This is a genomic window from Mesorhizobium sp. B2-4-1 (assembly GCF_006442185.1).
Classification (GTDB): Bacteria; Pseudomonadota; Alphaproteobacteria; order Rhizobiales; family Rhizobiaceae; genus Mesorhizobium.
The window spans coordinates 670868-684000 of sequence record NZ_VFVN01000002.1 but is presented as its reverse complement, the minus strand read 5'-3'; the positions used below and the strand labels follow the sequence as shown (position 1 = coordinate 684000).

At 63.4% G+C, this 13133-nt stretch carries 7 protein-coding genes; all 7 read left to right on the top strand.

Annotated features, from left to right (window positions below; all coding sequences use genetic code 11):
• The first annotated feature begins 28 nt into the window (after positions 1-28).
• Positions 29-2497, top strand: coding sequence for a glycogen/starch/alpha-glucan phosphorylase (locus tag FJ949_RS07950; RefSeq protein WP_140494820.1), 2469 nt, complete (start codon positions 29-31; stop codon positions 2495-2497).
• Between the two features lie 104 nt (positions 2498-2601).
• Complete coding sequence (gene glgB, locus FJ949_RS07945; protein ID WP_140494818.1) at positions 2602-4848, top strand: 1,4-alpha-glucan branching protein GlgB; 2247 nt, start codon at positions 2602-2604, stop codon at positions 4846-4848.
• Positions 4849-4851: 3 nt separating this feature from the next.
• Positions 4852-6117 (top strand): glucose-1-phosphate adenylyltransferase, encoded by a 1266-nt coding sequence (gene glgC / locus FJ949_RS07940; protein ID WP_140494816.1) that lies wholly within the window; start codon positions 4852-4854, stop codon positions 6115-6117.
• Between the two features lie 135 nt (positions 6118-6252).
• Entirely contained in the window at positions 6253-7698 is a 1446-nt protein-coding gene (glgA, locus tag FJ949_RS07935) for a glycogen synthase GlgA (protein ID WP_140494814.1), read from the top strand.
• A gap of 3 nt (positions 7699-7701) precedes the next feature.
• Positions 7702-9330, top strand: coding sequence for an alpha-D-glucose phosphate-specific phosphoglucomutase (locus FJ949_RS07930; protein WP_140494811.1), 1629 nt, complete (start codon positions 7702-7704; stop codon positions 9328-9330).
• A 157-nt stretch (positions 9331-9487) separates the two neighbouring features.
• Entirely contained in the window at positions 9488-11491 is a 2004-nt protein-coding gene (gene glgX / locus FJ949_RS07925; protein ID WP_140494809.1) for a glycogen debranching protein GlgX, read from the top strand.
• A complete protein-coding gene (locus FJ949_RS07920) occupies positions 11484-13118 on the top strand; it encodes an alpha-glucosidase family protein (protein WP_140494807.1) in 1635 nt (544 codons plus the stop codon). Before glgX ends, FJ949_RS07920 begins: the two co-directional genes overlap by 8 nt.
• Positions 13119-13133 lie beyond the last annotated feature (15 nt).

Genomic DNA, 13133 nt, shown 5'->3' with positions numbered 1-13133 from the left:
TGATCGTGGCAAACGCACGAGAGGCAGCATGACGCGCACGATGACATCCGACCCCCTCCCGCCACTGCTTGAAAATCCCGACCCCAAGACGCTCGCAAGGGAAGTCTTGATGGCCCTCAAATACAGGGTCGGCAAGGACACCACCGTCGCCACCCAGTACGATTGGCTGACCGCCTCGATCAAGGTCGTGCGCGACCGCATCGTCGATCGCTGGATGCAGGCGACGAAAGAGGCCTACGCCCAGCAGGAAAAGCGCGTCTATTACCTCTCGCTGGAGTTCCTCATCGGCCGCCTGATGCGTGACGCCTTCTCCAATCTCGGCCTGATGGAGAACATGCGCGAGGCGTTGTCGTCGCTGGGTGTGGAACTCGACCTCATCGCCACGCTTGAGCCGGATGCAGCACTTGGCAATGGCGGCCTCGGCCGGCTCGCCGCCTGCTTCATGGAAAGCATGGCCACCGTCGATATTCCCGCGCATGGCTACGGTATCCGCTACGCCAACGGCATGTTCCGCCAGGAGATCCATGACGGCTGGCAGGTGGAATTGCCCGAGACCTGGCTCGATCACGGCAATCCCTGGGAGTTCGAACGCCGCGAACGGTCGTTCGAGGTCGGGTTCGGCGGCTCGGTGGAATCGGTCACCACCAGGGATGGCCGGCTGGAACGCCATGTCTGGAAGCCGACCGAGCATGTGCTGGCCGTCGCCTACGACACACCCGTCGTCGGCTGGCGGGGGAACCGCGTCAACACCTTGCGGCTTTGGTCGGGCATGCCGGTCGATCCGATCCTGCTCGACAAGTTCAATGCTGGCGACCACATCGGCGCACTTGCCGAAAGCAACAAGGCCGACGCGTTGTCGCGCGTGCTCTATCCCGCCGATTCCCACATGGCAGGGCAGGAACTCAGGCTGCGGCAGGAATATTTTTTCTCCACCGCCTCGCTGCAGGACATCGTGCAGCGGCATCTCAGTCAATATGGCGACCTGAAGTCGCTGCCCGACAAGGCGGCAATCCACCTCAATGACACCCATCCGGCGATCGCCGTGCCGGAGCTGATGCGCCTCCTGATGGACGTCCACGGCATGGATTTCGACCAGGCCTGGGACACCACCAAACGCACCTTCGGCTATACCAACCACACGCTGCTGCCGGAGGCGTTGGAAAGCTGGCCGGTGCCGCTGTTCGAGCGGCTTTTGCCGCGCCACATGCAGATCGTCTACGCCATCAATGCGCAGGTGCTGCTCGAGGCGCGCGCCACCAATCAGTTCTCCGGCGAGCAGATCAGCCGCATCTCGCTGATCCAGGAGAATGGCGACCGTCGCGTGCGCATGGGCAATCTCGCCTTCGTCGGCTCGCATTCGATCAATGGGGTTTCTGCGCTGCACACCGAGCTCATGAAGGAAACGGTGTTCGCCGACCTGCACACGCTTTATCCCGACCGCATCAACAACAAGACCAACGGCATCACGCCGCGGCGCTGGCTGATCCAGTGCAACCCAGGTCTGACCGCACTCGCCCGCGAGGCGATCGGCGACCGCTTCCTGGATGACATCGAGGCCATCAAGGGGCTCGATGCCTTTGCCGACGATACCGCTTTCCGCGAAAAATTCGCCGGCGTGAAGCGGCAGAACAAGGTGAAGTTGGCCAATCTCGTCGCCGACCGGCTCGGTATCAGGCTTGATCCCTCGGCGCTGTTCGACATCCAGGTCAAGCGCATCCACGAATACAAGCGCCAACTCCTGAACATCCTCGAGGCGGTCGCGCTCTACGACCAGATCCGCTCGCACCCGGAGCGCGACTGGATGCCGCGCGTGAAATTCTTCGGCGGCAAGGCGGCGCCCAGCTACCACAATGCCAAGCTGATCATCAAACTGGCCAACGACGTTGCCAGGGTCATCAACCGCGATCCGGCCGTTCGCGGCTTGCTCAAGGTGGTGTTCGTGCCGAACTACAATGTCAGCCTCGCCGAGATCATGATGCCGGCCGCCGACCTCTCCGAGCAGATATCGACCGCCGGCATGGAGGCTTCGGGCACCGGCAACATGAAGTTCGCGCTGAACGGCGCGCTGACCATTGGCACGCTCGACGGCGCCAATGTCGAAATCAAGGAGTGCGTCGGCGACGACAACATCTTCATCTTCGGCCTGACCACGGCGGAGGTCGCCGAGCGCCGCAACAATGGCTACGATCCGCGTGGCGTCATCAAGGCATCGCCCGAACTGTCGCAGGCGCTCGCGGCCGTTTCATCGGGCGTCTTTTCGCCCGATGATCCCAACCGCTACCGCGATCTCATCAATGGTCTCTACGACAGCGACTGGTTCATGGTCGCGGCGGATTTCGACGCCTATGCCACTTGCCAGCGAGACGTCGACGCCGTCTGGCGCAACAGTCCGGACTGGTACGCCAGGGCAATCCGCAACGTCGCGCGCGTCGGCTGGTTCTCTTCCGATCGCACGATCCGCCAATACGCGAAAGACATCTGGAACGTACCTGCCTGATGTGATTGCATGAGGCCACGAACGATGTAGTCCGGGGTGTGAGTTCAAACGCCGAATTTATACCTTAAAACAAACATTTGGTGCCCGGGGAGGGACACTGCCCGATGAGGAAACCGCGCGCGACCGCTGCGACAAGCGGGCCGGACGGATCGGCCCCGGCCAGCGATGTCGCGGCGATTGTCGCCGGCACGCACGGCAATCCGTTTGCGGTCCTCGGCGTCCATGAGGTGGGCAAGAACCTGTTTGCCCGCTGTTTCGTTCCGCATGCGGAGTTCGTCACCGCCTATACGCTGACCGGCATGATTGCTGGTGAACTGTCCAGGCGTGACGATGGCGGCTTTTTCGAAGGCAAGCTGTCGATCAAGAAGCGCCAGCCATTGCGCTATCACGCCAGGAATGCCGGGGGCGACTGGTGGTTGACGGATCCCTATTCTTTTGGCCCGGTGCTCGGTCCGATGGACGATTACTACATTGCCGAGGGCTCGCATCTGAGGCTGTTCGACAAGCTCGGCGCGCATGTCATCGAGCACGAAGGCGCCACCGGAGTGCATTTCGCCGTCTGGGCCCCCAATGCAAGGCGCGTCTCGGTGGTCGGCGATTTCAACGACTGGGACGGCCGCCGCCATTCGATGCGCGACCGCCGCGACACCGGCATCTGGGAGGTATTCATCCCCGATATCGGCGCCGGCAGGCCCTACAAGTACGAGATCATCGGCCCCGATGGCGTGAGATTGCCGCTGAAGGCCGATCCGTTTGCCTTCAAGTCCGAACTGCGCCCGGCGACCGCGTCGGTGACCGCTGCGTCGCCCGCCCATCAATGGGGCGACGAGGCGCATCGCAGTTTCTGGCGCAATGCCGATCCCCGGCGCGAGGCCATCTCCATCTACGAGGTCCATGCCGGCTCCTGGCAGCTTCGCGACGATGGAACGTTTCTGTCATGGGATGAACTGGCCGACCGGCTGATCCCCTATGTCGTCGAGACCGGCTTCACCCACATCGAGTTCATGCCGATCTCCGAACATCCCTATGATCCCTCCTGGGGCTACCAGACGACAGGCCTCTATGCGCCATCGGCGCGCTTTGGCGACCCGGCCGGCTTTGCCCGCTTTGTCGACGGCGCCCACCGTGCCGGCGTCGGCGTCATCCTCGACTGGGTGCCGGCGCATTTTCCGGTCGACGAGCACGGCCTTGTCCATTTCGACGGCACTGCGCTCTACGAGCATGCCGATCCGCGCCAGGGCTTTCATCCCGACTGGAACACCGCGATCTACAATTTCGGCCGCCGCGAGGTGGTGTCGTTCCTGGTCAACAACGCGTTGTTCTGGGCCGAAAAATATCATGTCGACGGCCTGCGCGTCGACGCGGTCGCCTCGATGCTCTACCTCGATTATTCGCGCAAGGCAGGCGAATGGATTCCTAACGAGAAGGGCGGCCGCGAGAACCTCGAGGCGGTCAGCTTCCTGCAGAAGATGAACAAGGAGCTCTACGGCCACCATCCGGGCGTCATGACCATCGCCGAGGAATCGACCTCGTGGCCGAAGGTCTCGGCTCCGGTCCATGAAGGCGGGCTGGGCTTCGGCTTCAAGTGGAACATGGGCTTCATGCACGACACGCTGGAGTATTTCTCCAAGGAGCCGATCTTCCGCAAACACCACCACAACGACCTTACCTTCGGCCTGGTCTATGCCTTCTCGGAGAATTTCGTGCTGCCGCTCTCGCATGACGAGGTCGTGCACGGCAAAGGCACGCTGCTTGGCAAGATGGCCGGCGACGACTGGCAGAAATTCGCGACATTGCGCGCCTACTACGCTTTCATGTGGGGCTACCCCGGCAAGAAGCTGCTGTTCATGGGCCAGGAGTTCGCGCAGCGCCGCGAATGGAGCGAGGCGCGCGCGCTCGACTGGAATCTTCTCGATTTCCGCTCGCATCGCGGTGTCTGGCAGGTGGTGCGCGACCTCAACTATCTCTACCGCTCGCGACCGGCCCTGCACGGCCGCGACTGCGAGCCGGAAGGCTTTTCCTGGCTGATCGTCGACGACAGCCAGAATTCCGTCTTCGCCTGGCTGCGCAGCGCGCCGGGAGGCAATCCGGTCGCGATCATCTCCAATTTCACGCCGGTGCCGCGCGACAACTACCGCGTCCCGCTGCCGAAAGCCGGCACATGGCGCGAGATCATCAACACGGACGCTTCCGAATATGGCGGATCCGGCAAGGGCAATGGCGGCGCCGTCGAAGCGCGGGCGGAGGAAGGGGGCATCTCCGCAACGATGCTCTTGCCGCCGCTGTCGACGATCATGCTTGAACTGGTCGCGGAACAAGCCATGTCGAGACCGGGTAACTTGGGAGGGTAGAAAATGGCAAACTCGAAACGAACCCAGCCGCTGGCCCGCGACGCCATGGCCTATGTGCTGGCCGGCGGGCGCGGCAGCCGCCTCAAGGAACTGACCGACCGGCGCGCCAAGCCGGCGGTCTATTTCGGCGGCAAGACGCGCATCATCGATTTCGCGCTCTCCAACGCCCTCAACTCCGGCATCCGCCGCCTTGGGGTTGCAACCCAATACAAGGCGCATTCGCTGATCCGCCATTTGCAGCGCGGCTGGAACTTCCTGCGGCCCGAACGAAACGAAAGCTTCGATATCCTGCCGGCCAGCCAGCGCGTGTCGGAAACCCAGTGGTATGAAGGCACGGCCGACGCGGTCTACCAGAACATCGACATCATCGAGGCCTATGGCCCCGAATACATGGTCATCCTCGCCGGCGATCACATCTACAAGATGGACTACGAGCTGATGCTGCGCCAGCATGTCGACGCCGGCGCCGATGTCACCGTCGGCTGCCTCGAAGTGCCGCGCATGGAGGCCACGGGCTTCGGCGTCATGCATGTCGATGCCAAGGACAACATCATCGCCTTCGTCGAAAAGCCGGCCGACCCTCCCGGCATTCCAGACAAACCGGAGTTTGCCCTGGCCTCGATGGGCATCTACGTGTTCAAGACCAAGTTCCTGATGGAGCAGCTGCGCCGCGATGCGGCCGAGCCCGGTTCAAGCCGCGACTTCGGCAAGGACATCATCCCCTATATCGTCGAGCACGGTAAGGCGATCGCCCACCGCTTCGCCAAGTCCTGCGTGCGCTCGACCGCGGAAAATGAGGCCTACTGGCGCGATGTCGGCACCGTCGATGCCTATTGGGAAGCCAATATCGACCTGACCGACGTGACGCCCGAACTCGACCTCTACGATCGCGACTGGCCGATCTGGACCTATGCCGAGTTGAAGCCGCCGGCGAAGTTCGTGCATGACGAGGATGGACGGCGCGGTTCGGCCGTGTCCTCGCTGGTATCGGGCGACTGCATCGTCTCGGGCGCGACGCTCAGGAAAAGCCTGATTTTCACCGGCGCGCGCATCAATTCCTATTCGACGCTGGAAGAAGTCGTCATGCTGCCCGACGTCCATGTCGGCCGGAACGCAACGTTGAAGCGCGTCGTCATCGACCACGGTGTAAGGATACCGGAAGGGCTGGTGGTCGGTGAGGATCCCGTGCTCGACGCCAAGCGCTTCCGCGTTTCGGAAAAGGGCATCTGCCTGATCACGCAGGACATGATCAACAAGTTGTCAACCTGATCAGTTTGATCAACAAGTTGTCAATCCGATCGGGTTGATCAACAAGCTGTCACTTTAGGGTGGTTTGTGCATGTCCTTGCCCCAGAACCGCTGCACGGTTTGGGCTACATGCACCAGGAGCGGTTCGGTAAGCGCATGCAGGTTCTGTCGGTCACGCCCGAGATCTTTCCGCTGATCAAGACCGGCGGGCTTGCCGATGTGACCGGCGCGCTGCCCGTCGCGCTGGCCGCCAAAGGCGTGACCATGCGCACGCTTATTCCCGGTTTTCCCATGGTGATGGACGCCTTCAAGAAAAAAAAGTCTGTCTACAAGTATCCGCTGCTGCAGGGCGGCAAGGCTTCGGTCCATTCTGTCCAGCTTGCCGGGCTCGATCTTTTCGTGCTCGATGCGCCGCATCTGTTCGATCGTCCCGGCGGTCCTTATGGCAATGCCGCGGGTGCCGATTGGCCGGACAATTGGCGCCGTTTCGCAGCGCTCAGCCAGGCCGGCGCCGACATCGCCGGCGGTGCCATCTCCGGTTACATGCCCGATATCGTGCATGCCCATGACTGGCAGTCGGCGATGACGCTGGCCTATATGCGCTATGGCAAAGCGGTCGGCACGCCGTCGATGATGACTGTCCACAACCTCGCCTTCCAGGGGCAGTTCGGCGCCGGCATCTTCGGCGAACTCGGACTGCCGACGGCGGCGATGGCGCTTGACGGCGTGGAATATTATGGCGGCGTCGGCTTCCTCAAGGCCGGCCTGCAGGCTGCCTGGGCAATCACCACCGTCAGCCCGACCTATGCGCAAGAAATCCGCTCGCCGGAATTCGGCATGGGTCTCGACGGCCTGATCAACATGCGCTCCAGCGATCTCTATGGCATCGTCAACGGCATCGACACCGCCATCTGGAACCCGGAGACCGACAAGCATCTGGTGTCGAACTATACAGCCGCCTCGCTCAAGGCGCGCGCGCCCAACAGGGCCGCTGTCGAGGGCCGTTTCGGCCTCGATCGCGACGGTAGCCCGATCGTCTGCGTCGTCAGCCGCCTGACCTGGCAGAAGGGCATGGACATACTGGCGACGGCGGTCGACGGCATCGTTGCGACGGGCGCGCGGTTGGCTATTCTGGGTTCGGGCGATGCCGGCCTCGAAGGCGCGCTGCTCGCCGCCGCCGCACGCCACCGCGGCCGTATAGGCGTCGTCGTGGGGTATGACGAAGGCCTGTCTCACGTCATGCAGGGCGGCTGCGACGCCATCGTTATCCCGTCGCGCTTCGAGCCTTGTGGACTGACGCAGCTTTATGGCCTGCGCTATGGCTGCGTGCCGGTGGTCGCCCGCACCGGGGGGCTCGCCGACACCATCATCGACGCCAACGAGGCGGCGATTGCCGCCGGCGTGGCGACCGGGTTCCAGTTCGCGCCCAGCGACGGCGGCGCGCTGCTTCATGCCATCCGCCGCCTGGCCGAGGCCCATGCCAGCCCCGCGATCTTCGAGGCCATCCAGCGCCAGGGCATGAAGACCGACCTGTCCTGGGACCGAAGCGCTGACAAATACGTTGAACTCTATCGCCTGCTGCTTTCGAAAAGGGTTGCTTGAAGCATGATACGCACCGTTCCCACCAAACCCTATTCCGACCAGAAGCCCGGCACTTCGGGGCTGCGCAAGAAGGTGCCTGTGTTCCAGCAGGAGCACTATGCCGAGAACTTCATCCAGTCGATCTTCGACGCGCTGGACGGGTTCAAGGGCAAGACTCTGGTGATCGGCGGCGACGGCCGCTTCTACAATCGCGAGGTCATCCAGAAGGCCATCGCCATGGCCGCCGCCAACGGATTCGGCAAGGTGATGGTCGGGCAGGGCGGCATCTTGTCGACGCCGGCCGCTTCGCATGTCATCCGCAAGTACAAGACGTTCGGCGGCATCATCCTGTCAGCCAGCCACAATCCGGGCGGCCCGCACGAGGATTTCGGCATCAAGTACAATGCCGGCAATGGCGGCCCGGCGCCGGAAAAGCTGACCGATGCGATCTTCGCCAGGACCAAGGCGATCTCCAGCTTCAAGACCGTCGACATCGATCCGATCGACATCGACGCGATCGGTACCGTCAAGGCCGCCGGCATGACGGTCGAGATCATCGATCCGGTCGTCGACTATGCCGAGCTGATGGAAAGCCTGTTCGATTTCGACGCGCTGCGCAAACTGTTCAAGTCGGGCTTTCGCATGCGCTTCGACGCCATGCACGCGGTGACCGGCCCCTACGCCAAGGAGATCCTCGAACACCGGCTTGGCGCGCCCGACGGCACCTGCCGCAACTTCAAGCCGCTGCCGGATTTCGGCGGCCACCATCCGGATCCGAACCTGGTCCATGCCAAACATCTCTATGACGAGATGATGGGACCGGACGCCCCGGATTTCGGTGCCGCTTCCGACGGTGACGGCGACCGCAATTTGATCATCGGCAAGGGCATTTTCGTCACCCCGTCGGATTCTGTCGCCATGCTCGCCGCCAACGCCCGCCTGGCGCCGGGCTACAAGGAAGGCCTGAAGGGCATTGCGCGCTCGATGCCGACCAGTGGGGCCGCCGACCGCGTCGCCGAAAAACTCGGCATTGGCATGTATGAGACGCCGACCGGCTGGAAATTCTTCGGCAATTTGCTCGACGCCGGCATGGCGACGATCTGCGGCGAGGAAAGTGCGGGCACCGGCTCCAACCATGTGCGCGAGAAGGACGGCCTGTGGGCCGTGCTTTTGTGGCTCAACATCCTCGCCGCGCGCGGCGAGAGCTGTAAGCAGATCGTCACCGAGCACTGGGCGACCTACGGCCGAAACTATTATTCGCGCCATGACTACGAGGAAGTCGAGAGCGGGCGCGCCAATGCGCTGGTCGACGAACTGCGCGCCAAGCTTGGCTCGCTGCCGGGCACCAGCGTGCGCGGCCTGAAGATCGCCAATGCCGACGACTTCACCTATCACGATCCGGTCGACGGTTCGGTGAGCGAGCATCAAGGCATCAGGGTGCTGTTCGAAGGCGGCTCGCGCGTCGTCTTCCGGCTTTCCGGCACGGGCACCTCGGGCGCCACCTTGCGCGTCTACATCGAGCGCTACGAGCCGGACAAGGCCAGGCACGATCTCGATACGCAGAAGGCGCTCGCCGATCTGATCGCGGCAGCGGATGACATCGCGGGAATTAGGAGCCACACCGGCCGCGACAAGCCGAGCGTGATTACTTGAGCGTGGCGGTGGCTTCACCCTCCCCCTTGTGGGGAGGGTCGATCCGCGTAGCGGGTCGGGGTGGGGGTGCTCGTAGAGGGCTTTGCCGGCGTCACCCCCCACCCCGCTCACTTCGTTCGCGACCCTTCCCACAAGGGGGAGGGTGGAGGACGCGCCGATGACCTCACTAGGCGCCACCATCACCCCCGACGGCATCCGCTTTGCCGCCTGGTCCTCGTCGGCGCGCCGCCTCTGGGTCTCGATCTTCGACGAACAGGGAAACCGCGAACTCGACCGGCTGGAGCTGAAAGCGGAAGGAGAGGGGGTGCATGCACTCTTCGTCTCCGGCCTTGCCGAGGGCACCCGCTACGGTTTCCGCGCCGATGGCGACTACGCGCCCGAGCGCGGATTTTGGTTCGACCCCGACAAGCTGCTGACCGATCCCTACGCCGTCGAGATCGATCGGCCCTATGCCTATCACTGGCGTCTCGCCGCGCGGCGCAACGAAGGTGCCGATACCGCGCCGCTGATGCCGAAGGCCGTGGCGAAAGCCTTGCTCACGGCTGTGCCTGTGCCGCCGCCGCTGTTCCGTCCGGGCGGCCTGATCTACGAAGTGCCGGTGCGCGCCTTCACCAAGCTGCATCCGGATGTCCCGGAAAAACAGCGCGGCACGACCGCCGCGCTTGCTCATCCGGCTATCGTCGAGCACCTGCAAAGGCTCGGCGTCTCCGCCGTCGAACTGATGCCGGTGACCGCATCGATCGACGAGCGGCATCTGCCGCCGCTCGGGTTGAGCAACGCCTGGGGTTATAACCCTGTCACCTTCATGGCACTAGACCCGCGCCTGGCCCCTGGCGGCCTGGCCGAATTGCGCGTTACCGTTGCCGCGCTGCGTGCGGCCGGCATCGGCACCATTCTCGACCTCGTCTTCAACCACACGGGCGAAAGTGACAGGCTCGGTCCGACATTGTCGCTGCGCGGCCTAGACAATCAGGCTTATTACCGGCATCAGCCGGATGGCAGGCTGGTCAATGACACCGGTACCGGCAACACGATTGCCTGCGATCACCCGGCGGTGCGGGAAATGGTGCTCGACACGCTTCGCCATTTTGTCCGCCATACCGGCGTCGACGGTTTTCGTTTCGACCTGGCACCGGTGCTGGGGCGCGTCAACGGCACATTCGAAGCGCAAGCGCCGTTGCTGGAGGCGATGCGCGAGGATGCGCTGTTGGCCGGCCGTGTGTTGATCGCCGAGCCCTGGGACATCGGTCTCGATGGCTATCAGCTCGGCAACTTCCCCTCCCGCTTCCTGGAATGGAACGATCGTTATCGCGACGATGCCAAGCGCTTCTGGCGCGGCGATGCCGGCATGGTTGGTACGCTGGCGACACGACTTGCCGGTTCGTCCGATATTTTCGCCAAGGGCGGCCAGCCCGCCAGCCGCACGGTGAATTTCATCGCGGCCCATGACGGCATGACGCTGGCCGACATCGTTGCTTATGAGGAGAAGCATAACGAGGCCAATGGTGAGCAAAATCGCGATGGCCACAACGAGAACCTGTCCTGGAACAACGGCGTCGAGGGCGCGACGGACGACGCGGCAATCGCGAAGGCGCGCTTCAGCGACCAGTGTGCGCTGCTCGCCACGCTGTTCGCCTCGCGCGGCACGATCATGCTGACGGCCGGCGACGAATTCAGCCGCAGCCAGCAAGGCAATAACAACGCTTATGCACAGGACAACAACATCACCTGGCTCGACTGGAAGGGGCGCGACCAGGCGCTGGAAGGCTACGCGCGTGCACTGGCCGCCTTGCGCCGCGCGGTGCCGGCGCTCTCTAATACAGATTTCCTCACCGGCCAGCCGCTGGCCGGGTCGGACACTGCCGACGTCGCCTGGCTCACCGAGACGGGGGCGCTGCTCGGCGAGGCGGAGTGGAACGATCCCGCCCGGCATCGCCTCGTCATGCTGCTCGGCGGCGTGGATGGCCGGCTTGCCGTCATGGTCAATGGCGATCGCCGCCAATGCATCTTCACATTGCCCGCGCGAGACGGATTCCGATGGCATCCCGCCATCGAAGCGCAAGCAGTTGATCTTTCTCGCGCGCTGCCGGGCCGCAGCGTGAATTTCATGATCGAGCGCAGGACGGAAGGGCCCAGACAGGGAAAGGGTCGTGATGACTGACGACAATGCCGAGCGAGCGGCCGACTGGTGGCGCGGTTGCGTCATTTACCAGGTCTACCCGCGTTCCTTCCAGGACACGACCGGCGACGGCAGCGGCGATCTCGCCGGCATCACATCAAGGCTCGCCCACATTGCCTCGCTCGGCGCCGATGCCGTCTGGCTGTCGCCTTTCTTCAAGTCGCCGATGGCCGATATGGGCTACGACGTGTCGGATTATTGCGACGTCGATCCGATGTTCGGCACGTTGGAGGATTTCGATACACTGGTTGCCGAAGCGCACCGGCTTGGCCTGAAAATCATCATCGACCAGGTGCTGTCGCACTCCTCCGACAGGCACGAATGGTTCGTCGAAAGCCGCGCCAGCCGCGACAATCCAAAGGCCGATTGGTACGTGTGGGCCGACGCCAGACCGGATGGTGGTGTGCCCAACAACTGGCTGTCGGTCTTCGGCGGCCCCTCGTGGGAATGGGATGCGACCCGCCGGCAGTACTATCTGCACAATTTCCTCGCTTCGCAGCCGGATCTCAACTTTCACAACCCGGAGGTCCAGGACGCGCTTCTGGATACAGTGCGGTTCTGGTTGGAGCGCGGCGTCGACGGCTTCCGGCTGGACACCGTCAACTACTACGTCCACGACCGCTGGCTGCGCAGCAACCCGCCCTTGGCGTCGAGCGTTGCAGGCACCAACACCGAGACCAACACCTACCTCTACCAGGAGCACCTATTCGACAAGACGCAGCCGGAAAATCTAGCGTTCCTGCGGCGCTTTCGGGCGCTGCTCGACGAGTACGGGGATCGCGCCGCCGTCGGCGAAATCGGTGATGAGGGGCGCTCCCTACAGACGCTGGCCGCCTACACCTCCGGCGGCGACAAGCTGCAGATGTGCTACACCTTCGATCTGCTTGGCCCGCAATTTTCGGCGGCGCATGTGCGCGGCTGTGTCGAGGCTTTCGAAAACGCTGTCGTAGATGGCTGGGTCTGCTGGGCGTTTTCCAACCATGACGTCATGCGTCATGTCAGCCGCTGGACGCGGCCGGGCGGCGATCCTGACGTGGTGGCCAAATTCTCGATCATGCTGCTCTCTTGCCTGCGTGGCTCGATCTGCCTCTACCAGGGCGAGGAACTCGGTTTGCCGGAGGCGGAACTTGCCTATGAGGACCTGCGCGATCCGGTAGGCATCCGCTTCTGGCCCGGTGTGAAGGGAAGGGATGGCTGCCGCACGCCCATGGTCTGGGAGTCCGGCGCCGATAATGCGGGCTTCTCCACCGGTAAACCCTGGCTGCCGGTGCCGGAAAGCCATCGCGCTCGCGCGGTCGATGTACAGAGCGGCGATGAGCAATCGGTACTTTCCGCCTACCGTTCGGCACTCGCTTTGCGCAAGCGGCATCCGGCGCTGGTCGGCGGTTCGATCCGCTTTCTCGACGCCGAAGGCGACGTGCTGGCCTTTGTCCGCGAGCATGGCGATGAGAGGCTGCTTTGTGCCTTCAATTTCGCCGGGGAACCGGCCAATTGGCCGCTGCCGCAAGACTTAGGAGCGGTTGCGAAACTTGGCGGCGATGCCTCGCTCGCCGGAGAAGCCGTGCTTTTGCTGCCGACACTCGGATGCTTTCTTGGACACCTTGCCTAGATCAGCGCGTGCCGG

Bases quoted from the DNA above. Each gene is read 5' to 3' on its own strand.
- FJ949_RS07950 (WP_140494820.1), top strand. From the start codon at position 29: ATGACGCGCACGATGACATCCGACCCCCTCCCGCCACTGCTTGAAAAT.
- glgB (WP_140494818.1), top strand. From the start codon at position 2,602: ATGAGGAAACCGCGCGCGACCGCTGCGACAAGCGGGCCGGACGGATCG.
- glgC (WP_140494816.1), top strand. From the start codon at position 4,852: ATGGCAAACTCGAAACGAACCCAGCCGCTGGCCCGCGACGCCATGGCC.
- glgA (WP_140494814.1), top strand. From the start codon at position 6,253: ATGCAGGTTCTGTCGGTCACGCCCGAGATCTTTCCGCTGATCAAGACC.
- FJ949_RS07930 (WP_140494811.1), top strand. From the start codon at position 7,702: ATGATACGCACCGTTCCCACCAAACCCTATTCCGACCAGAAGCCCGGC.
- glgX (WP_140494809.1), top strand. From the start codon at position 9,488: ATGACCTCACTAGGCGCCACCATCACCCCCGACGGCATCCGCTTTGCC.
- FJ949_RS07920 (WP_140494807.1), top strand. From the start codon at position 11,484: ATGACTGACGACAATGCCGAGCGAGCGGCCGACTGGTGGCGCGGTTGC.